This window comes from Serratia sp. JKS000199 (genome assembly GCF_900215455.1).
Lineage (GTDB): Bacteria > Pseudomonadota > Gammaproteobacteria > Enterobacterales > Enterobacteriaceae > Serratia > Serratia ureilytica.
Genome location: NZ_LT907843.1, coordinates 1,991,811 through 2,013,418, shown reverse-complemented (window position 1 = coordinate 2,013,418; position 21,608 = coordinate 1,991,811). Strand labels below are relative to the sequence as shown.

Genomic DNA, 21,608 nt, shown 5'->3' with positions numbered 1-21,608 from the left:
GCGTGATGAGCGATCCGATCATTATTCAAACGCGCAACGTTTCGCGCCTCTATCCGGGCGTCACCGCGTTGGATAGCGTGAGTTATCAAGTGTTTCGCAATCAGGTCAACGTACTGATCGGCGAGAATGGCGCCGGTAAGTCGACCATGATGAAGCTGCTGGCGGGGGTGGAAACCCCGTCCTCCGGCACTATCGAGCTGGAGGGGAAAGCGGTGACGTTAACCTCCACGCAGCAGGCGGAGCGGCTCGGGATCAGCATTATTTTTCAGGAGCTGAACCTGTTCCCCAACATGTCGGTCATGGACAACATTTTTATGGCCAACGAGTTCTTCCAGCGCGGCCGTATCAATGTGGACTATCAGTATCAGCTGGCCAAATCCTTGCTGCAGCGGCTGGAGTTGGATATCGAACCGCATACGCCGTTGGGCAGCCTCGGTATCGGTCATCAGCAACTGGTTGAAATTGCCCGTGCCCTGGCGAAGGACACCCGGGTGCTGATCATGGATGAGCCGACGTCGGCGCTGAGTCAGGCCGAAGTGCGCACGCTGTTTCGGGTGATCGCCGATCTGAAAAAACGCGGCGTCACCATCATCTACATTTCTCACCGACTGGAAGAGCTGATGGAGATTGGCGACCGCATCACGGTGTTTCGCGACGGGCGTTTTGTTGCCGCCGAACCGGTCAGTAACGTCAGCATTCCGTGGATCATCGAAAAGATGGTGGGTGAAAAGAGCAAGCGCTTCGATTATTGCGCGGCAGAACAAGGGGATGAAGTGCTGAAGGTCGAACAGCTGACGCTGCCGCGTGAAAACGGCGGCTATTGCCTTAACGACGTCAGTTTTTCACTGCGCAAAGGGGAAGTGATCGGCATTTATGGCCTGTTGGGGGCCGGCCGTACCGAACTGTTCAAAGTGCTCAACGGCGTGATGCGCCAGACGGCAGGTCGCATTTTGCTCAACGGCAAAAGCGTGGAGCGGCTGGGATTCCGTCAACGCATGGCGTTGGGCATGGCGCTGGTGCCGGAAGACAGGCAGGCGGAGGGGTTGGTGCAGATGATGTCGATCAAGGCCAACATGACCCTGGCCAGCCTGGGACGTAATGCGCTACGGCCGTTGGCATCGGCCGGGGAGTGTACGTTGGTCGATGGCATGATCGAAAAACTGGCGATCAAGGTCAGTGACCGGGAGCTGCCAATTACCAGCCTGAGCGGCGGCAATCAGCAGAAAGTGGTGTTGGGCAAGGCGCTGCTGACCGGGCCGCAGGTGGTGTTTCTTGATGAGCCGACGCGCGGAATTGACGTCGGTGCCAAAACGGACGTTTACCACCTGATTGGCGCGATGGCGCGCCAGGGGCTGGCGGTGATGTTCTCTTCGTCGGAGCTGGATGAGGTGGTCTCGCTGGCCGACCGGGTGATGGTGATGGCGGACGGGCAGCTGACAGCCGATCTGCCGCGCGAACGGGCCGATCGCGAAACGCTGATCCGCGCCTCAACCCCTCATGCATAAGGATAAGGCAATGCAAACCAAGTATCGGTTGTATATGTATTTGCTGCAGGCGCGCACCTTCATCGCCCTGTTGCTGGTGGTGCTGTTCTTCAGCAGCATGGTGCCGAATTTTCTGACCGTTTCTAATCTGCTGATCATGACGCAGCACGTGGCGATTACCGGGCTGCTGGCGGTTGGCATGACACTGGTGATCCTCACCGGCGGCATCGACTTGTCGGTCGGCGCGGTGGCGGGTTTGTGCGGGATGATTGCCGGTGCGCTATTGACCGTCGGTATCCCGCTGTGGGATGGCAATCGGCTGTTTCTCAACGTTTTTGAAGTGATCGGCGCGGTGGCGCTGTTGGGCGTGTTGTTGGGTTTGATCAACGGCACGCTGATCACGCGGCTCGGCGTTGCGCCATTCATCTGCACCCTGGGGGCGATGTACGTGGCGCGTGGGGCGGCGTTGCTGACGGCGGACGGCAAAACCTATCCCAATCTGGTGGGCATGGAGGCGTTGGGCAACACCGGTTTCGCTGCCCTGGGGTCTGGCACCTTCCTGGGAATTTACAACCCGATTTGGCTGATGTTAGCCATCGTGTTGTTGGGGATCTATCTCACCAAGAAAACGCCGCTGGGCCGTTATATCTATGCCATTGGCGGCAATGAGCCGGCGGCGCGGCTGTCGGGGGTGCCGATTGTCAAAGTGAAAATGTTCGTCTATGCGTTTTCCGGGCTGTGTGCGGCGCTGGTGGGGCTGGTCATCGCTTCTCAATTGCAGACCGCGCACCCGATGACCGGCAATATGTTCGAAATGGACGCCATCGGCGCGACGGTGCTGGGCGGTACGGCGCTCAGCGGTGGTCGCGGCAGGGTATTCGGTTCGATCATCGGCGCCTTTGTGATCGTTTTTCTGGCGGACGGCTTGGTGATGATGGGCGTCAGCGAGTTCTGGCAAATGGTGATTAAAGGGCTGGTGATCGTCACCGCCGTGGTGATTGACCAGTTCCAGCAGCGTTTGCAAAGCAAGGTCATTCTGATGCAGCGCCAGGAAAAAAAAGCGGTGCAGCCGCTGGCTGAGGTGAGCCATGGTTAAAGCGGACTGCATTGTCGCGTTGGACGAGGGCACCAGCAACGCCAAGGCCGTGGTGGTGGATGCACAGGGTACGATCGTCGCCAGGGCCAGCAGGCCACTGACGTTGCAGACGCCGCAGCCCGGTTGGGTGGAGCAACGGGGCGAGACCTTGCTGGCGGCCTCTCTGGCGGTATTGCGGGAGGCTATTGCGTTGGCCGGAGCATCCCGCATTGCCGGTATCGCCATCAGCAACCAGCGTGAAACCGCCATCGGCTGGCGTCGCGCTGACGGCCAACCGATCGGCCCGGCTCTGACCTGGCAATGCGCGCGTTCCACCGATTTCTGCGAACGGCTGCGCCGCGATCGGCAGGAGGAAGCGGTGCGCCGCGCCACCGGTTTGCCGCTTTCACCGTTGTTCTCGGCGTCGAAAATGCGCTGGTTGCTCGATCACTGCGAAGAGGGACAGCGGTTGGCGGAGAACGGCGAACTGTGCCTGGGCACCATCGATGCCTGGTTGTTGTGGCAGTTGAGTGGGGGGCGGGCATTCGGCTGTGATGTCTCCAATGCCGCCCGAACTCAACTGCTGAATCTCGCTTCCGGGGCGTGGGACGAACAGATGCTGGCGCTGTTCAATATTCCCCGTCAGGCGCTGCCGACAATCCATCCCTCCAGCCATCTGTTCGGCACGACGTTGGGATTGGAAGGCATTGCCGACGGCATTCCAATTGCTGCGATGGTAGGGGATTCCCATGCGGCGCTTTATGGCCATGCGCTGGGTCAGGCTGGGCAGGTCAAAGCCACCTATGGCACAGGATCATCGGTGATGGCGCCAATCGCCGAAGCGCAATGCGATACGAGCGCTCTGGCAACGACCATCGCCTGGCATGACGGTGGACGCATGCAGTACGCACTGGAGGGCAATATTCCCCACACCGGCGACGCTATCGCCTGGATGCTGGATGTCGCCGCCATACCGTCGGAGGGCGAAGCGCCGTTGAGTGAACTGCCTGTTCGCGTGCCCGACAGCGGTGGCGTCTATTTTGTACCGGCGCTGACCGGTGCCGGCGCACCCTGGTGGGATGAGCAAGCGCGCGGCGTGATTTGCGGGCTCAGCCGCGGCACGCGGCGAGAACATTTGGTGCGGGCCGCTTTTGAATCGGTGGCTTATCAAATCGCCGATGTGATCGGCGTACTGCGGCAACAACCGGGTTTTGCGCTGCAGGGGCTGATGGCAGACGGCGGCCCCAGCCGCAATGACTGGCTGATGCAGTTTCAGGCCGATCTGCTGGGTTGCCCGGTGTGGCGCAGCAACACGGCGGAACTGTCGGCCCTGGGGGCGGCTTTGATGGCGATGCGCAGCCTGTGGGGAGCTACCGATCGGCAACTGGCGGCACTGTTGCCTCAACATGATGAGTTTAAACCCGATATGCAGCGCCACCGGCAGCTGCAGGAAAACTACAGCGCGTGGCGGCAGGCGGTACAGCGCACCTTATGGCGGCCGCAGACGGCCTCATTGATGACAGGAGAACAATCATGAATCGTGACTTCACGGGGAAAACCGTGGTGATTACCGGCGCATGCCGCGGCATTGGGGCCGGTATCGCCGAGCGTTTCGCCAGTTTGGGCGCCAATTTGGCGATCGCGTCGAATGCAGAGCGCATTCTGACCACGGCGGAAACGCTGCGCCAGCGTTATCGGGCTGAGGTGATGCCGGTCATCCTCGATGTAACCGATGAAGCACAGGTGGTTGATTTTTATCGTCAGGTCTGGGAGCGATTTGGCGCGATCGACGTTTCCATTCAGAACGCCGGGGTGATCACTATCGATCGTTTTGACCAGATGCCCAAAAGCGATTTTGAGAAAGTGCTGGCGGTAAATACCACGGCGGTCTGGCTCTGCTGCCGGGAGGCGGCTAAATATATGGTCGGCCAGCGCAAGGGGCGCCTGATCAACACCTCTTCCGGTCAGGGGCGTAACGGGTTTATTTATACGCCGCATTACGCCGCCAGCAAAATGGGGGTGATCGGCATTACGCAGAGTTTAGCGCTTGAGCTGGCGCCACATGGCATCACGGTCAATGCATTCTGCCCCGGTATCATTGAAAGCGAGATGTGGGAATATAACGACCGCGTTTGGGGAGAAATTCTCAGCGGCCCGGAAAAAACTTACGGCAAAGGGGAGTTGATGGCCGAGTGGGTGGCGGGCATTCCGCTCAAGCGTGCCGGTCAGCCCGAGGATGTGGCGGGTCTGGTGGCCTTCCTTGCTTCGGACGATGCCGATTATATCACCGGCCAAACCATCAATGTGGATGGCGGGTTAATCATGTCATAGCGTGACGATGTCACAAAAAGCGCGGCGCCAGATCGGCGCCGCATTAACCGCTTACATTTTCCCGCCATTGCAATCCGCGCCGTCGCCCCCATATCCTTATAAATTCGACGTTTTGAGAAGCTTTCTCATCAATTTGTTCGTTAAAGCCGTTTACTGCCGAATATGCCAGCAGATATGTGGTTTTATCGTGCCGCAGGGTTTCCCTGCCGCAACGGGAAATGCTAACTTAAGGGTTAGGGACGCCACGTTTTGGCATCGTTCATCCGATTCACTCGGCATCGCGGGAAAGAATGTGAAATATTTGCTGATTTTTTTGTTGGTTCTGGTGATCTTCGTGATTTCCGTCACCTTGGGCGCGCATAACGATCAGGTGGTCAATTTTAACTATCTGGTTGCGCAGGGCGATTATCGCGTATCGACCCTGTTGGCCACGCTGTTTGGCGCCGGTTTCATTCTCGGCTGGATCATTTGCGGTCTGTTCTATCTGCGTACGCGCATTGCGCTAGGCCGCGCCGAGCGCAAGATCAAAAGGCTGGAGCTGCAGCTTGAGCAGCCCGCTGAACCGGCGGCTCAGGCCGTTGTCAGCAAGGAATAACCCTCTATGTTAGAACTGCTGTTTCTGTTGCTGCCCGTGGCTGCCGCGTACGGTTGGTACATGGGGCGCAGAAGCGCTCAGCAGGATAAACAGCAAGAAGCCAACCGCCTGTCGCGTGAATACGTGGCAGGGGTGAACTTTCTGCTTTCAAACCAGCAGGATAAGGCGGTCGATCTGTTCCTCGACATGTTGAAAGAGGACAGCAACACCGTTGAGGCCCACCTGACGTTGGGCAACCTGTTCCGCTCGCGCGGCGAAGTCGACCGCGCTATCCGCATCCATCAGGCCTTGATGGAAAGCGCTTCCCTGACCTTTGAGCAGCGCCTGTTGGCGGTGCAGCAGCTGGGCCGTGACTATATGGCCGCCGGGCTTTACGACCGCGCGGAAGACATGTTCAGCCAGTTGACTGACGAAGCGGATTTTCGCGTCTCGGCGCTGCAGCAACTGCTGGTGATCCATCAGGCGACCAGCGACTGGCAGAAAGCGATCGACGTGGCGGAAAAGTTGGTCAAGCTGGGCAAAGAGAAACAACGCGTCGAGATCGCGCACTTTTATTGTGAACTGGCGCTGCAGGCGATGGGCAGCGACGATCTCGATCGGGCGATGAGCCTGCTCAAGCGTGCGGACGCGGCCGATAAACAATGCGCGCGCGTGTCCATCATGTTCGGGCGCATTTACATGGCGCAAAACGACTACGCCAAAGCGGCGGAGTCGCTGCAACGCGTATTGAGTCAGGATAAAGAGCTGGTCAGCGAAACGCTGCCGATGCTGCAGGAATGCTACCGGCACCTGCCGGAACAGCAGCACAACTGGGCTGATTTCCTGAAGCGCTGCGTGGAAGAGAACACTGGCGCAACCGCCGATCTGATGCTGGCCGAAATCATCGAGCAGCACGAAGGGCGCGACGTGGTGCAGGTCTATATCAACCGCCAGCTGCAGCGTCATCCCACTATGCGGGTGTTTTATCGGCTGATGGATTATCACCTGGCGGACGCTGAAGACGGCCGTGCGAAAGAGAGTCTGCTATTGTTGCGCGATATGGTCGGCGAGCAAATTCGCACCAAGCCGCGTTACCGCTGCCACAAATGTGGCTTCACCGCGCACTCGCTCTATTGGCATTGTCCGTCGTGTCGCGCCTGGTCATCGGTTAAACCGATCCGCGGTCTGGACGGACAATAGCGCGGCGGTGAGACAAAATAAAACGGGGCGATTGATCGCCCCGTTTTTCTATGTTCATCGCTTACTTTTTCTTGCCGCCTTTAGCGCCGGTTTTCAATAGCTGACGCAGCTTCTTCAGCTCTTTTTGGCTCAGAGGCTGTTCGATTTCTTCTTCGGTGCTTTGATTGTCGATCTCGCCGTGGTGCAGGTCGTCCGCTTTCTTGGCCGGTTTTTCTGCCTTGACGACGGGCGCGTTGAAGCTGCTTTCCAGGCGCTGGCACACTTCCACGCTCAATGAAAATTCGTTTTCAGCGGCGGCGGCGCGGATTTTCTCCTTCAGTGCCAGAGGAATTTTAATGGTAAGTGTCGATATCTCGCTCATTTTGAAAGCCTTTCTGCAGGAAGATGCCTTCAAGCTAAGCCACTGGCGATCGGGTGTCTAGTGTGTAATAAAAATTTAATATTTTTGTAACAATAAAGAGCGGGGCAAATGCGGGGTTTTTAAGCGGGAAACAGAGGCAGGGCCCGAAATCTCGGGCCCTGTACCGGAATCCTTATTTGTAGATGATTGCGGTGCCGCTCAACATGTTGTTACCGCCGGCGGAGATAATACGGTAGCTGCTGGCGCCCTGAGCATCTGCTTTAGCGGCCAGTTTTTTCTCCAGGCTGCTGAGGGTGGTTGCGTGGCCTGCGGAAACGACGCCGGTCGCGGTCAGGCTATCGGCCTGCTGGCTGTTGATCGGCTCAGCGGCCAAAGTGGCGAAAGAGGTCAGTGCGATAGCGGCAGCGGCTGCAAAATATTTGATGGTTTTCATGGGTGACTCCAGTCTGTTTATTTAGGAAGGAAGCCATTCGCTTCCGATGTGGTGAATAATAAAGCATCTGGGCCGATTGAAAATCTGATAATGCTGAGCAAGTGGTTCAAAATATTTGATTGATAATTTACGCATCTTTACGGCGTTTTACGCTGCGTGGTTTATTGCTGACGCGCTTACGTTGACGCGCCATGACAAAGACGCAAGGTAACATGACAGAGCGCCGGTGCGCGCTGCGGCTGGGATTTCTGGCCCCTGGCATGTAGAATGCGGCGGTCAGTTTCGCGGGTGAGTCCCTGATTATCTCCATTTTACAGAAGGTAGAAGAAATGAAGTCTGAAAATAACACTAATAACAATGACTTAAAATCATCTCCAATCGTTGTGGCGTTGGATTACGCCGATAAGAACGCTGCGCTGGCGTTCGCCGACCGTATCGATCCGCAAGACTGCCGGCTGAAAGTGGGCAAGGAAATGTTCACGCTGTTTGGGCCGCAGCTGGTGCGCGATCTGCACGGGCGCGGCTTCGACGTATTTCTTGACCTGAAATTCCACGATATTCCCAATACCACGGCGCATGCGGTAGCCGCAGCGGCCGAGCTGGGCGTTTGGATGGTCAATGTGCATGCCAGCGGCGGCGCGCGCATGATGACTGCCGCTAAAGAAGCGCTGGTGTCATACGGGGCGGATGCGCCGCTGCTGATCGCCGTCACGGTGCTGACCAGCATGGAAGCGGAAGACCTTCGCGGCATCGGCATCGAGGCCAGTCCGGCAGAACACGCCGAGCGCCTGGCGCGCCTGACCCGCGACTGCGGGCTGGACGGCGTGGTATGTTCGGCACACGAAGCGCAGCGCCTGAAGGCCGCCTGCGGGCAGGCTTTCCAACTGGTGACGCCGGGGATCCGCCCTGAAGGCAGCGCGGCGGGCGATCAGCGTCGTATTATGACGCCGGTGCAGGCGCAGGCCGCCGGCGTGGACTATATGGTGATTGGGCGTCCGATCACCCAATCTGCGGATCCGGCCGCGACGCTGCGCGCGATCCGCGCCTCTTTGGCCTGAGGAAGCGATGATGAATGACGATAACAGCCGTCTGGTGTATTCCACGGACACCGGTCGCATCAAGCAGGAAGAGGTTAAACCGCAACGCGCCAAGGGCGATGGCGTCGTGCGCATCCAGCGCCAGACCAGCGGCCGCAAGGGGAAGGGCGTGTGCCTGATTACCGGCGTCGATCTGGATGATGCCGCGCTCGACAAACTGGCGGCCGAACTGAAAAAGAAATGCGGCTGCGGCGGCTCGGTGAAAGAGGGAGTCATCGAGATCCAGGGCGATAAACGCGATCTGCTCAAACAGCTGCTGGAAGCCAAAGGCATGACGGTCAAACTGGCGGGCGGTTGAGGCGAATCGCCATGCCGCAGTGCAATGCTGCGGCATGGCTAGAGGTTGTTGCTGCCGGGGGTTAACCCGTTAACGGCGAAAGAACCATAGACTTAAAGTAAAACAGACCTGAAATCATCGTTATTGGTTAATACGTCAAAGCGCCGAGGCGCTTTTGCCCGCCTGTCGGCGGAGGAGCATCGGGCAGGTTATTTGCCAACCTGGTGACCGATGATGCCGCCCACCGCAGCCCCACCCAGCGTGCCCAAAGCGCTGCCGTTGGTCAGCACTGCGCCGCCGACTGCACCGGCGCCGGCGCCGATAGCGGTGTTGCGATCGCGTTTGGACATGTTGGAACAGGCGCTCAGTGAAAACGCCAGAGTCAGAGCCAGAGCGGCGGTGGCGAAACGTTTATTGATAATCATCATAATGACTTCTCCTTAGCATTGGCTATATGGAAGTGCCCTATAAGTATAGGCGTTAACCATAAATCAGGCCTGCTGTTGATTCCCATGCGGTATCGATATAAAAAATGGCATTTTTGTTAACGGCCGAATAATTAGCGAGTTACGGCCCAAAAGTTACCGAAGCTGAGTATAGGTTTCTCGGGAAGGATAAACAGGTAAATAGTCTTAAAATCCCGCTGCGCAAGGGAAACGGCGGGCGGCGTGGCCCGCGCGGCGCGTTATTCGTTGACCAGCTCCACCTGTACGCCCTGACGTTTCAGCTGATGCTGATACTCCAGCGCCAAACGTGAATCGGTGATCACCCGGCTGATTTGCCCCGGCTGCGCCAGCGGGTTAGGCTGGATCTGGCCGAATTTGCTGGAATCCGTCAGCACGATATTCTCCACGCCCTTGGCCAGCACCGCGCTGACCACATCGGCGCGCATCATGTCGCGGCCGGTAAAGCCGGTTTCGGCCTGAAAGCCGTCAATGCCGATAAACGCTTTGTTGAAATGCACCTGCTGAATGCACAGCCGTGTGAGCGGGCCGACCACGGTCTCGCTTTTCTTCTGGTACATGCCGCCCAACACAATCACGTCGCAGTCGGTTTCTTTGAGCAGGTTGGCGATGTAGTGGCTGACGGTGATCAGCGTAATGCGCTTGCGTTCGGCGATGTAGCGCGCCAGCAGGGCATTGGCGCTGCCGCTCTCGATAAAAATCGTCTCGCCGTCGTTGACCTGCGCGGCGGCGTACTGCGCCAATCGTTGCTTAAGGGTGAAATTGGACATCATGCGGGCGTCGACGTCGTCGCTTTCCAACGCCACGGCGGAGCCGTGCACCCGCTTCAGATAACTGCGTTTTTCCAGCAGGTTGAGATCCTGCCGGATGGTGACTTCCGAGACGCCCGAAGCGCGCGCCAGCTCATTGACGCTGATCCGGCGGCGATCGTTAACCAACTGCAATATGGTCTGTTGTCGTAAATTCATATCGGCCTGATGATGCGGCCGCCAAGGCGCGGCCGCTAAGAGTCAAAGGTTTAAAGAGTATGTTCTGTGCGCGCAATAATATCATCCTGCGCCTCAGGGGATAATGCGGTAAAGAAGGCGGAATAGCCAGCTACGCGAACCACTAAATCACGATATTGGTCAGGGTGTTGCTTCGCCGCCAGCAGCGTGTCGCGCGACACGATGTTGTACTGCACATGCCAGCCGCGATAGCTCTCGAAGAAGGTGCGCAACATCAGCATCAGCTTCTCCCGATCGCGCGGGTTGTCCAGCGTCGCCGGGTTCAGCTTTTGGTTGAGCAGCACGCCGCCGAGGATCGCCTCGGTCGGCAACTTGGCGAGCGAATTAAACACCGCGGTCGGCCCCAGGTGGTCGGTGCCGGACGCCGGGCTGGCGCCTTCCGCCAGCGGCGCGTGCGCCTTGCGGCCATCCGGCGTGGCCAGGGTGGCAGCGCCGAAGGGCACGTTGGCCGAAATCGACGAGGTGCCGGCGTAATAGCCGCCGCCGATCGGCCCACGGCCGAAGCGGGTGTTGCGATACTGCTTCAGTTCTTCGATGTAGGTTTGGTAGGCGCGCACCAGCAGCCGATCGACCTCGTCCACATCGTTGCCGTATTTGGGCGCAGCGTTAAGCAGCCGCTGACGCAGCTGCTCGCCATCCAGCCCGGCGAAGTCTTCGGCCAGCGCCGTCGCCAACTGCTGCTGGCCGATCGCCCCTTGGTCGAACACCAGTTTGCGCACCGCCGCGAGGCTGTTGCCCAGGTTGGCGATGCCGACCTGCAGACCGGAAACCCAATCGTATTTGGCGCCGCCTTGCTTGATGCTTTTGCCGCGTTCAATGCAGTCATCCACCAGCGCGGAGCAGAGGATATCGTGGGCGTTCTCCTCCAGCACGCTGTCCACCACGCATTCGATCTCAATTGACTTGCGCGTGTAGTAGCGGATTTGCCGATCCCAGGCGGTTAATACCTGCTCGAAATCGGCGAAGTTTCCTTTGGACAGCGCCTGTTCCTGCGGCAGGAAAATCTGCCCGGACGTGGCGTCGCGGCCTTGTTCCAGCGCCGCCAGCAGCACGCGGGCGAAGTTGATGAAGCTCATGCCGGTGCAGCGATAGCCCCATTTGCCGCCGACGGCGGTCTCGATACAGCCGATGGCGGCGTAGTCGTAAGCGTCCTGCGGTTCGACCCCCAGCTTGATGAACTCGGGAATGACGATTTCGTCGTTATTGAATGCCGGCATGCCGAAACCGCAGCGGATCACCTGTACGCAGGCGTCGAGGAAATCGGCGCTCATCCCGGCGTGGTAACGCACGCTGAGGTTGGGCTGGGTGGAGCGCAGGCGGCCGCAGGATTCGAGAATGGCGTAGGACAGCGGATTGACCGCGTCGCACGGCCGGCCATCGACCAGTTTTTGGCCGCCGATGGTGACGTTCTGGTACAGCGGGCTGCCGGCGGAGGCCTTGGAGTGCGAGCCGGAGCGGATCTTGTTGACCTCCAGCAGCTTCAGCCAGCAGCTGTGCAGCAGCTCGATGGCGTTTTCCCGCGTCAGGTTTTGCTCCAGCTCCACGTCGCGCCGATACCAGGGATAGAGATACTGATCGAGGCGGCCAAAGGAAACCGAATGGCCGTTGGATTCGATCTGCAACGTCAGCTGGATGAAATAGCACAGCTGCAGCGCCTGCCAGAAGGTTTGCGGCGGGCGATGGGCGATCCGGTCGCAGTTGTCTGCGATAGCCAGCAGCTCGGCGCGCCGCCAGTCGCGGGCTTCGTTTTGCGCCATGTCGCGCGCCAGGCGAGCGAAGCGCAGGATGTGTTCGCTCAGCGCCGTCAGCACAATATCGATAGCGTTGAGAAACTGCGCCTTGTGCAGATCTTCCCACTCGGTCAGACGCAGGCGGCTGCGGCGCGCGCGCACCTTTTCACGCAGGCCATCGAGGCCTAACTCCAGCAGCAGCGGGAAGTTGACCGCCAGATGGGCGTCGCCGGAGGTCATATTGCCCTCGGCCTTGATGATGCCGGTGGCCAGCAACGCCTTTTGTTCGTCGGTGAACATGCCGTAGCAGCGATCCTGCACCGTTTGGCCGCGCCACCAGGGGCACAGACGATGCAAAATTGCCTTGTTCTCGTCGCTGACCGAAAAACCGGCGCCCGGCCGGTCGGCCAACTGGTCTATTTCGTTTTCTATCCAGCCGACGGTGTATTCGGGGAAGATCGGCGCGGCGCGCAGCTCGCTGGCCTGGTTGCCGACGATCAGCTCGTCGTTGGCGATCCAGATGCTGCGTTTCGCCAGATGGTTGGCCAACGCCAGGGCGCGGCGCACCGGCAGCGGCTTGTCCTGATGCTGCTGATAGGCCTCGGTATAGTGCTGCGCGCGTTCGGTGCACACCGGCGGTTTGACGATGTGAATCAGCGCATTCTTATGCGCCTGGATACGGGCGCTCAGGGTAGTCAAATCCAACGTGGTCATGGTGTTATCCTCGCAAAATGGCGGTCAGGCCCTTGGCGCCGGCATACTCTTCGGCGAAGGCCAGCAGGTCGGGTGCGTCCAGTGGCGTGCGGGCGGCACGGTAGGGTTCGCCGAGCAGGTGGTACTTGTTGATGCCGAGCGTGTGGTACGGCAGAAAGTGGATCTCCGACACGCCGATCTCGTCGGCGGCGAAGTCGACGATGGTACGGACAGAGCGGCGATCGGCGTTGAAATCGGGGATCAGCGGCACGCGTACGGTCATTTGCGCGCCGTGCGCCGCCAGCCGACGAAAATTGCTCATCACCCGGCGGGCGGAACCGCCGGTCCAGGCTCTGAAGCGCGCTTCGTCGGTGTGTTTGAGATCGGCCAGCAGCAGATCCAGCCACGGCAGCGAAGGGGCGATATAACGCCATGGGACGTGCAGGCAGGATTCGACGGCGGTGTGGATGCCGGCCTCGCGGCCGCGCCGCAGCAGGTCCGCCGCGATGTCCGGCTGCATAAAGGGTTCGCCGCCGGACAGCGTTAAACCGCCGCCGCTGCGCAGGTAGAAAGGCTTATCCCGCATCACCTCGGCCATGATATCGTCGGGGTTGATCGGGCTGCCGCACAGGCTGAGTGCGCCGGTCGGGCAGGCGGCGGCCAGGGCGGCATAATCGTCTGCGCTAATCAGCTCGCGTTGCAGCGTCAGCGGCCCGTCGGTGCGTTGCAGCCCTTGCGGACAACGCTCGGCGCACAGCGTGCAGCCGCTCAGGCACAGACGTTCGTCAAACAGCAGGTCTGCGTGGCGCGAGCGGCTTTCCGGGTTCTGACACCACCGGCAGCTCAGCGGGCAGCCTTTTAAAAAGACCACGCTGCGGATGCCCGGGCCGTCATGGGTCGAGTAGCGCTGCACATTGAAGATCATGAGTCACCCGTTTGGCGTTGCTGTATCTTTCGCCATTAAAGATGTTTCGAATGAAAGTTGAGTTGATTTTGATCAAAAGTTAGCGCGGTTTTTGCCCTATGATGATCAGAGTTTGAATCCGCCCACAGAACATGACACAGGAGTCCGTGATGGAGCTTTATCTCGATACCGCCGATGTGACCGCGGTAAAACGCCTGGCGCGCATTCTGCCGCTGCACGGCGTCACCACCAACCCGAGCATCGTGGCGAAGGAAGGCAAGCCGATCTGGGAAGTGCTGCCCGCGCTGCGCGACGCCCTCGGCGGCACCGGCAAGCTGTTTGCACAGGTGATGGCGACCGATGCGGAACGTATGGTGGCGGAGGCGGCGCTGCTCAGCCAGCGGGTACCGGGGCTGGTGGTGAAAATCCCGGCGACCGCCGAAGGGCTGGCGGCGATCAAGAAGCTTAAAACGATGTCCATTCCGACGTTGGGCACCGCGGTGTACGGCGCTGCACAGGGGCTGTTGGCGGCCTTGGCCGGGGCGGAATATGTGGCGCCTTACGTCAACCGGGTGGACGCGCAGGGCGGCGACGGCATCGAAATGGTGCACGAGCTGCAGCAGCTGTTGAGCCTGCATGCGCCGTCGGCGCAGGTGCTGGCCGCCAGTTTCAAAACGCCGCGCCAGGCGCTGGAGTGCCTGTTGGCGGGCTGCCAGGCCATCACGCTGCCGGTGGACGTCGCGGAGCAGTTCCTGAATGCGCCGGCAGTGCAGGCCGCGGTCGAGAAATTCGAACAGGATTGGCAAGGGGCGTTCGGCTCCACGCTGTTAGGCTAAAGCCAGTAAAAAGGGCGCCGCGGCGCCCTTGCTTGATGCTCGGTTCGTTTAGCTGCGGCCGGCCTCTTCCCTCAGCGCGGCGCCGACCTCGTGCGCCGTCGGCTGTTCGGCGCGCAGCGCCCGGCGGATCGCGAAGAAGGCGGCGATCAGCATGGTCACCGCCACCAGCATAAAGAACCCGCACAGCGCGGCGTTGATCTGGTTGCTGAACACGATGGTTTCCATGTCTTTCAACGATTTGGCCGGCGCAATGATCGTGCCTTGCTCGATGCCGGTGGAGAACTTCTTCGCCTGCGCCAGGAAGCCGATGCTCGGTTTTTCGTGGAAGATCTTCTGCCAGCCGGCGGTCATGGAGGTCACGAACAGCCAGGCGGTCGGCAGAATAGTCACCCAGGCGTAGCGCTGCTTTTTCATCTTGAACAGCACCACGGTGCCGAGGATCAGCGCCATCGACGCCAGCATCTGGTTGCCGATACCGAACAGCGGCCACAGGGTATTGATGCCGCCGAGCGGATCGACCACGCCCTGATACACGAAGAAACCCCAACCGGCCACCGCCACCGTGGTGCCCGCCAGGTTGCCGAACCAGGAGCGGTTATTGGCCAGCTGCGGCACCGCCACGCCCACCAGATCCTGCACCATAAAGCGGCAGGCGCGGGTGCCGGCGTCGACGGCGGTCAGGATGAACAGCGCTTCGAACAGAATGGCGAAGTGGTACCAAAACGCCATCATCGCCCGGCTGTTGAACACCTCACTGATGATGTGCGCCATGCCCACGGCGAAGGTCGGGGCGCCGCCGGCGCGCGACAGGATGGCGTTCTCGCCCACCTCTTTGGCGATCAGCGCCAGCGTCTCCGGCGTGACGATAAAGCCCCAGCTGTTAATGACCTGCGAAGCATTTTCCACCGTGGTGCCGATCAGCGCCGCCGGTGAGTTCATGGCGAAGTAGACGCCCGGATCCAGCACCGAGGCGCAGATCAGCGCCATGATGGCGACGAAAGACTCCATCAGCATGGCACCGTAGCCAATAAAGCGAATGTGGCTTTCGCGTTCCACCAGCTTAGGCGTGGTGCCGCTGGAGACCAGCGCGTGGAAGCCGGAAATGGCGCCGCAGGCGATGGTGATGAACAGGAACGGGAACAGGGCGCCGGCGAACACCGGGCCGCTGCCGTCGATAAAGCGCGAGACCGCCGGCATTTTCATCTCCGGCATGGCGAAGACGATGCCGATGGCCAGGCCGATGATGACGCCGATTTTCATAAAGGTGGAAAGGTAATCGCGCGGCGCCAGCAGCAGCCACACCGGCAGCACCGAGGCGACGAAGCCGTAGATCACCAGCACCCAGGTCAGGGTGGTGCCGTGCAGCGTGAAGAACGGCCCCCAATAGGGATCTTGCGCCACGTTGCCGCCGTAAACGATCGCCAGCAGCATCAGCACGAAGCCAATCACCGAAATTTCAGCGATCTTGCCCGGCCGGATAAAGCGCATGTAGATGCCCATGAACAGGGCGATCGGGATGGTGGCGGCGATGGTGAACAGCCCCCACGGGCTGTCGGCCAACGCTTTCACCACCACCAACGCCAGCGCCGACAGGATGATGATCATCACCCCCAGCGCGCCGAGCATGGTGATCACCCCGGCGAACGCCCCCAGCTCTTGCTTGGCCATTTCCCCCAGTGAACGCCCGTCGCGGCGCGTGGAGATGAACAGCACCAGAAAATCCTGCACCGCGCCGGCCAACATAACGCCGACCAGGATCCAGATGGTTCCCGGCAGGAAGCCCATCTGCGCGGCCAGGATCGGCCCCACCAGCGGCCCGGCGCCGGCGATGGCGGCGAAGTGGTGGCCGAACAGCACCCATTTGTTGGTGGGCACGTAGTCCAGGCCGTCGTTGTGGCGTTCGGCCGGGGTCAGACGGCGGTCATCCAGTTCAAAGACCTTGTCGGCGATGAACCGGCTGTAGAAGCGGTAGGCGATGCTGTAGCAGGCGACGGCGGCGACCACCAGCCAGACGGCGTTGACGTGCTCGCCGCGGCTGAGCGCCAGCATGGCGAAGGCGAAGGCGCCGACCAACGCCACCAGCAGCCAGATAAGTCCGGACCTGATGTTTCTCATGAAATAACTCCTTGGCGTGCAGAGGTAAAATCGACGTTGTTATTAGGAATGACGTTTTAACAGTAGAAGTTTTGCCGCCGAACCGTGGCAGGTCGGATGAGAAATGTGAAGCAGGTGGGGTTTTAGTGTAAAAACAACGTGATGAAACACCGCTGGCGCAGGCTGCGGCCCATGCGCTTCCCGGCAGAAGTTCATTCTGCACTTTCACTTCGCATACAGCGAATCATCGCCGTTTTTTATCAGAGCACGGCGTCTGGCGGCCTATTATTTTATCTGGCGAGGCGCGCCGAAATAAAATTACTCATGCCGTGTTATACCTTTATTTCAATTCGCACTTTTATTCATTCATTAAATAAATAATAAAGCTACGAAAGGAATTTAATTATGATAAATAAAGTCATTGAAGGGTATTTACCGCAGCTTACGGCCATCCGGCATGATATTCACCAGCATCCCGAGTTGGGTTTTGAAGAATTTCGCACCAGCGATCTGGTGGCGGATTATCTAAGCTCGTGGGGCTATGAGGTACACCGCGGATTGGCGGGCACCGGCGTGGTGGGGACGCTGCGGGTGGGCGACGGCGTTAAACGCCTCGGACTGCGCGCCGATATGGACGCCTTGCCGATCGAGGAAAACAACGGCAAACCCTGGAGCAGCAGCGTGGCCAACCGCATGCACGCCTGCGGCCATGACGGCCATACTACTATGCTGCTCGGCGCCGCCCGCTACCTGGCGCAAACGCGCAACTTCAACGGCACGCTGCACCTGATTTTCCAACCGGCGGAAGAGATGCTGAACGGCGGCGCGCGCATGGTGGAACAGGGGCTGTTCGAACGCTTCCCCTGCGATGCCATCTTCGCCATGCACAACATGCCGGGGATGCCGCTCGGCGAGTTCTTCTTCCAGCACGGCCCGTTCATGGCCTCGATGGATCAGTTCAACGTGCGGGTGCAGGGGCGCGGCGGCCACGGCGCCATCCCGCAGCTGGCGGTCGATCCGGTGCTGGTGGCCTCGCATATCACCGTCGCGCTGCAGAGCATCGTTTCGCGCAATATCGATCCGCTGGAGGCGGCGGTGATCACCGTTGGCAGCATCAAGGCCGGCGAGGCGGCCAACGTGATCCCGGATAGCGCGGAGATGAAGCTCAGCGTACGCTCGCTGGATCGCCAGGCGCGCGCTACGCTGCTGGCGCGCATTCCGGCGCTGATCGAAGCGCAGGCGGCAAGCTTCGGCGCCCACGCGACGGTGGAACACGTTAACGGCACGCCGGTGTTGGTCAACGACGAAGCGATGACCCGTTTCGCCCACCGCGTGGCGCAGCAGCAGTTCGGCGCCGCCCGCGCGCACTACGGCGCCAGGCCGCTGATGGGCAGCGAAGACTTCGCCTTTATGCTCGATGCGCATCCGCAAGGCTGCTACCTGATCATCGGTAACGGTGACGGCGAAGGAAGCTGCATGGTGCATAACCCGGGATATGACTTTAACGATGGGTGTCTGGCGGCCGGCAGCCAGTATTGGGGAGCGTTGGCGGAAGCGTATTTAAAATAAATTCGAAGAATAATAACAGGGAAGATAATGATGAGTGAAAATACGGCGGCGACGCAACCAACAATAAACGCGCCCGCGAGGGTAGGCGGCAAGAAAGTGATATTTGCCGCCTCCTTCGGCAATGCGCTGGAGTTTTTCGATTTCGGTATCTATAACTTCTTCGTTATTTATATCAGCGTATTGTTTTTTCCCCCCTCGAGCGATCCCAATTTGGCGTTGCTGTTGGCGTTCGCCACGTTTGGCGTCAGTTTTTTCATGCGGCCGCTGGGCGGCATTCTGATCGGCGCCTATGCCGATCGCCATGGCCGCAAGCCGGCGATGATCCTGACGATTTCACTGATGAGCCTCGGCACGGCGATGATCGGCTTTGCGCCGACCTACGCCAGCGCCGGTTATTGGGGAACCGTCACGCTGGTGGCGGCGCGTTTGATCCAGGGCGTGGCGGCGGGGGGCGAGGTGGGCGCATCGATGTCGTTGCTGGTGGAGTCGGCGCCACCTAACCGGCGAGGCTTCTATTCCAGTTGGTCGCTGGCGACGCAGGGCATCGCCACCGTGGTCGGCGGCGTCACCGCGCTGGCGCTCAGCGCGGCGTTGCCGGCGATCTCCGGCGAGCCGAATGCCATGGCCGAGTGGGGATGGCGCATTCCGTTCTTTATCGGCGTGGCGCTGGCGCCGCTCGGTTGCTGGCTGCGTCTCGGATTGGAAAGCGACCGGCCGCCGGTGTCGCGGGCTCATGAACCGCCAGCGCAGCTGCGACGGCACTCGCGAGCGGTGGTGCTCGGCGTGATGCTGACCATTGGTGCCACCGTCGCCACTTACATCTCGATGTATTATCTCGGCACTTACGCGGTGAAATACTTAGGCATGCCGCAGGCCTACGGCTATGCCGCGATGCTGCTGGCGGGGCTGGTGACCTTCGGCGGCAGCCTGTTGGTCGGGCACTGGTGCGATCGCTATGGCCGCTTGCCACTGATCCGAGGCTCGCGCATCGCTATCTTGATCGTGGCCTTGCCGGCGTTTTGGTGGCTGAGCGCCGCGCCGCATCCGGCGGTGCTGCTGCTGATTGTCGCGATATTGGTCGGATTGACCACGCTCGGCTCGGTGCCGACCATGCTGATGATTTCGGAGCTGTTTCCGCAGCGCATTCGCGCATTGGGGTTTGCGTTGGTCTACAGCCTCGGCGTGGCGATTTTCGGCGGCTTCGCCCAATATATCGCCTCGCAGTCGATCGCGTTGAGCGGCTCGCTGCTGGCGCCCGCCGTCTACCTGATGCTGGCGACGCTGGCTTCGTTGGCGGTGCTGCCATTGCTGCGTGAAACCGGCGGTAACCCATTGCGTTAGCGAGCGCGGACGAAAAAAAACGCCGGCGGTTTTCACCGTCGGCGTTTGGCGTCGCTACCGTTTCAGGCTGGCGTTCAGGCCGCCGGCCGGGCGATCACGCTGCGGGTTTCCATGCGCACTTCGGCGATGGTGACCTGCAAGGTATCGCTTTGGCGATAAACTACTTCGCCTTTGATCTGCACGGTGCCGGTTTCCTGGCTGCACTGCATCTCGTCACGCACCGCGTGAATAAACGGCGCCGGGATGAAGGCAACCGCGCCGTTGTCCAGCAGGCGCACGCGCAGGCCGCCGCGTGTCACGTCGATGATCTCGGCGTTGAAGCGGGTATCGGTACCGGCCTTGTCCTGCAGGAAGCGGGCGTACAGCCAGTCGCCGACGTCGCGTTCCGCCATGCGGTTCAGGCGGCGGCGTTCCGCCAGCTGCACCGTCACGTCATCCTGCGGTTTTTCCGCCGGCTGCTGGTTGATGATCGCCTTCAGCAGGCGGTGGTTGACCATATCGCCGTATTTACGGATCGGCGATGTCCAGGTGGCGTAAGCCTCCAGCCCCAGACCGAAGTGTGGCCCCGGCGTAGTGCTGATCTCGGCGAAGGTCTGGAAGCGGCGGATGCGGCTGTCGAGGAACTGGGTCGGCTGCGCATCCAGGTGGCGGCGCAGTTCGCAGAAACCGTCGAGGGTCAGCAGCTTCTCGGCTTCGGCTTCGACGCCGTTGGCCTGCAGTACGGTGACCGCTTGCTCAACCAGCGCAGGATCGAAACCGGTGTGCACGTTGTACACGCCGAAGCCCAGGCGATCGCGCAGCACGATGGCGGCGCAGACGTTGGCGGCGATCATGCACTCTTCAACGATGCGGTTGGCGCTGCGGCGCTGCTCGGTAACGATCTCCAGTACGTCGCCTTTTTCACCCAGCACGAAGCGGTAGTCCGGGCGATCTTTGAATACCAGCGCATGCTGGTGGCGCCAGACGTTGCGCGCGTCGCAAACGCGTTTCAGCAGGGTGATCTGTTGCGCGATGGCGTCGCTCGGCGGTTGCCAGCCGGCAATGCCGTCCAGCCAGTCGGAGACTTCGTCGTACACCAGTTTGGCTTTGGATTCGATCTCGGCGGCGAAGAACTGAATATCTTCGCCCAGCGCGCCGTCGGCGGCGATGGTCACGCGGCAAGCCAGCACCTGACGGCGCTCGTTAGGGCGCAGCGAGCACAGGTTGTCCGACAGATCGCGCGGCAGCATCGGGATGTTGAAGCCCGGCAGATAGTTGGTGAAGGCGCGCACGCGGGCGATATCGTCCAGCTTGCTGCCTTGTTCTACGTAGGCAGTAGGATCGGCGATGGCGATGGTCAACTGCAGCGAACCGTCACCGTTGTCGGTCACGTACAGCGCATCGTCCATATCTTCGGTGCTGGCGCTGTCGATGGTGACGAATTCTAGCGCGGTCAGATCTTCACGCACCAGCTCAGAGTCCGGCTCGCTGAGGGCCTGCATCTCCGGCGCCTCTTTTTCCAGGTTGTGACGCGCCAGCGTCACCCACCACGGGGCGAAATGGTCTTCACCGTCGGTGATAAACTGGGTCAGGTCGGCGTTGAAGCCGCGATCGCCTTTCAGCGGATGGCGGCGCATTTCCGCCACTGCCCAGTCGCCGGCCTGGAAGTTGTGGGTCAGTTCACGCACCGGGCGGCACGGAATCGCGTCTTTCAGCAACGGATGATCGGGCACGACGGACAGACGATCGTCGCGCTTTTGCACGCGGCCGACAAAGCGCGACAGGAACGGCTCGACCAGGGTTTCCGGCTCGGCGATTTCGCGCTCTTTCTCGGTGTGCAGGGTGGCGATAATGCGATCCCCGTGCATGACTTTCTTCATGTACGGCGGCGGAATGAAGTAGCTTTTTTGACCGTCTACTTCAAGAAAGCCAAAGCCTTTCTCAGTCCCTTTCACTACGCCTTCAACGCGTGGGGTCTGAGAGTGAAGTTGCTGTTTTAGCTGCGCCAGCAGCGGGTTATCTTGAAACATATCGTCCAGTGAATGGGTTGTGAGTGGCAAGATTTGCGGCTGACAGTTTTACGCGAATCACCCGCTGCGAGCAAGCCTAACGTCACGGAACCCCGCGTTGCCGCGCGATTTTGCGCAAGATTGGTCAAT

Annotated in this window: 19 protein-coding genes; 11 read left to right on the top strand and 8 right to left on the bottom strand. The window is 60.2% G+C overall.

Annotated features, from left to right (window positions below):
• Positions 1 to 5: 5 nt before the first annotated feature.
• The 6 genes from CPH57_RS09640 to lapB all read left to right on the top strand — a co-directional run bounded on the left by CPH57_RS09640 (position 6) and on the right by lapB (position 6,664).
• Complete coding sequence (locus CPH57_RS09640; protein WP_096242305.1) at positions 6 to 1,505, top strand: sugar ABC transporter ATP-binding protein; 1,500 nt, start codon at positions 6 to 8, stop codon at positions 1,503 to 1,505.
• Between the two features lie 10 nt (positions 1,506 to 1,515).
• Complete coding sequence (locus tag CPH57_RS09635; RefSeq protein WP_033650255.1) at positions 1,516 to 2,580, top strand: ABC transporter permease; 1,065 nt, start codon at positions 1,516 to 1,518, stop codon at positions 2,578 to 2,580.
• A complete protein-coding gene (locus CPH57_RS09630) occupies positions 2,573 to 4,096 on the top strand; it encodes an FGGY family carbohydrate kinase (protein ID WP_096242304.1) in 1,524 nt (507 codons plus the stop codon). Before CPH57_RS09635 ends, CPH57_RS09630 begins: the two co-directional genes overlap by 8 nt.
• Positions 4,093 to 4,890: an SDR family oxidoreductase gene (locus CPH57_RS09625; protein ID WP_033650258.1), complete on the top strand. Its 798-nt coding sequence runs from the start codon at positions 4,093 to 4,095 to the stop codon at positions 4,888 to 4,890. Before CPH57_RS09630 ends, CPH57_RS09625 begins: the two co-directional genes overlap by 4 nt.
• Before the next feature lie 292 nt (positions 4,891 to 5,182).
• Entirely contained in the window at positions 5,183 to 5,485 is a 303-nt protein-coding gene (locus CPH57_RS09620; protein WP_033643257.1) for a LapA family protein, read from the top strand.
• A 6-nt stretch (positions 5,486 to 5,491) separates the two neighbouring features.
• Positions 5,492 to 6,664: a lipopolysaccharide assembly protein LapB gene (gene lapB / locus CPH57_RS09615; RefSeq protein ID WP_019452693.1), complete on the top strand. Its 1,173-nt coding sequence runs from the start codon at positions 5,492 to 5,494 to the stop codon at positions 6,662 to 6,664.
• Between the two features lie 61 nt (positions 6,665 to 6,725).
• Here the strand turns inward: lapB and CPH57_RS09610 are convergent, their stop codons facing one another.
• Positions 6,726 to 7,025: a hypothetical protein gene (locus tag CPH57_RS09610; protein ID WP_033643255.1), complete on the bottom strand. Its 300-nt coding sequence runs from the start codon at positions 7,023 to 7,025 to the stop codon at positions 6,726 to 6,728.
• 172 nt (positions 7,026 to 7,197) lie between these two features.
• Positions 7,198 to 7,458: a YdgH/BhsA/McbA-like domain containing protein gene (locus CPH57_RS09605; protein ID WP_033643254.1), complete on the bottom strand. Its 261-nt coding sequence runs from the start codon at positions 7,456 to 7,458 to the stop codon at positions 7,198 to 7,200.
• 329 nt (positions 7,459 to 7,787) lie between these two features.
• Here CPH57_RS09605 and pyrF point away from each other — a divergent pair, with 329 nt between their 5' ends.
• Both pyrF and yciH read left to right on the top strand, forming a co-directional pair.
• The gene (pyrF, locus tag CPH57_RS09600; RefSeq protein ID WP_046898957.1) at positions 7,788 to 8,516 is read left to right on the top strand and encodes an orotidine-5'-phosphate decarboxylase; all 729 of its coding nucleotides are present in this window, start codon (positions 7,788 to 7,790) and stop codon (positions 8,514 to 8,516) included.
• A gap of 10 nt (positions 8,517 to 8,526) precedes the next feature.
• Entirely contained in the window at positions 8,527 to 8,853 is a 327-nt protein-coding gene (yciH, locus tag CPH57_RS09595) for a stress response translation initiation inhibitor YciH (protein ID WP_047575613.1), read from the top strand.
• A 188-nt stretch (positions 8,854 to 9,041) separates the two neighbouring features.
• Here the strand turns inward: yciH and osmB are convergent, their stop codons facing one another.
• The 4 genes from osmB to CPH57_RS09575 all read right to left on the bottom strand — a co-directional run bounded on the left by osmB (position 9,042) and on the right by CPH57_RS09575 (position 13,651).
• On the bottom strand, positions 9,042 to 9,260 hold the full coding sequence (osmB, locus tag CPH57_RS09590) for an osmotically-inducible lipoprotein OsmB (protein WP_004930634.1): 219 nt from the start codon (positions 9,258 to 9,260) through the stop codon (positions 9,042 to 9,044).
• Between the two features lie 257 nt (positions 9,261 to 9,517).
• Positions 9,518 to 10,264 carry a DNA-binding transcriptional regulator YciT gene (locus CPH57_RS09585; RefSeq protein WP_004930631.1) on the bottom strand — a complete coding sequence of 249 codons (747 nt, stop codon included), beginning with the start codon at positions 10,262 to 10,264 and terminating at the stop codon, positions 9,518 to 9,520.
• A gap of 50 nt (positions 10,265 to 10,314) precedes the next feature.
• Complete coding sequence (locus CPH57_RS09580) at positions 10,315 to 12,747, bottom strand: formate C-acetyltransferase/glycerol dehydratase family glycyl radical enzyme (protein ID WP_096242303.1); 2,433 nt, start codon at positions 12,745 to 12,747, stop codon at positions 10,315 to 10,317.
• Between the two features lie 4 nt (positions 12,748 to 12,751).
• Positions 12,752 to 13,651 carry a glycyl-radical enzyme activating protein gene (locus CPH57_RS09575; protein WP_096242302.1) on the bottom strand — a complete coding sequence of 300 codons (900 nt, stop codon included), beginning with the start codon at positions 13,649 to 13,651 and terminating at the stop codon, positions 12,752 to 12,754.
• 149 nt (positions 13,652 to 13,800) lie between these two features.
• On the opposite strand from CPH57_RS09575, the gene fsa reads away from it, so the two are divergent.
• Positions 13,801 to 14,466 carry a fructose-6-phosphate aldolase gene (gene fsa / locus CPH57_RS09570; protein WP_033643250.1) on the top strand — a complete coding sequence of 222 codons (666 nt, stop codon included), beginning with the start codon at positions 13,801 to 13,803 and terminating at the stop codon, positions 14,464 to 14,466.
• Between the two features lie 48 nt (positions 14,467 to 14,514).
• Here fsa and CPH57_RS09565 read toward each other — a convergent pair whose 3' ends face one another.
• Positions 14,515 to 16,581, bottom strand: a complete 2,067-nt coding sequence (locus tag CPH57_RS09565; protein ID WP_046687146.1) for a carbon starvation CstA family protein — start codon at positions 16,579 to 16,581, stop codon at positions 14,515 to 14,517.
• Positions 16,582 to 16,965: 384 nt separating this feature from the next.
• On the opposite strand from CPH57_RS09565, the gene CPH57_RS09560 reads away from it, so the two are divergent.
• A complete protein-coding gene (locus CPH57_RS09560) occupies positions 16,966 to 18,129 on the top strand; it encodes a M20 aminoacylase family protein (protein ID WP_033643248.1) in 1,164 nt (387 codons plus the stop codon).
• A gap of 30 nt (positions 18,130 to 18,159) precedes the next feature.
• On the top strand, positions 18,160 to 19,470 hold the full coding sequence (locus CPH57_RS09555; RefSeq protein ID WP_033643247.1) for an MFS transporter: 1,311 nt from the start codon (positions 18,160 to 18,162) through the stop codon (positions 19,468 to 19,470).
• A 74-nt stretch (positions 19,471 to 19,544) separates the two neighbouring features.
• On the opposite strand, the gene CPH57_RS09550 is transcribed toward CPH57_RS09555, so the two are convergent.
• On the bottom strand, positions 19,545 to 21,479 hold the full coding sequence (locus tag CPH57_RS09550) for an exoribonuclease II (RefSeq protein WP_096242301.1): 1,935 nt from the start codon (positions 21,477 to 21,479) through the stop codon (positions 19,545 to 19,547).
• Positions 21,480 to 21,608: the final 129 nt, after the last annotated feature.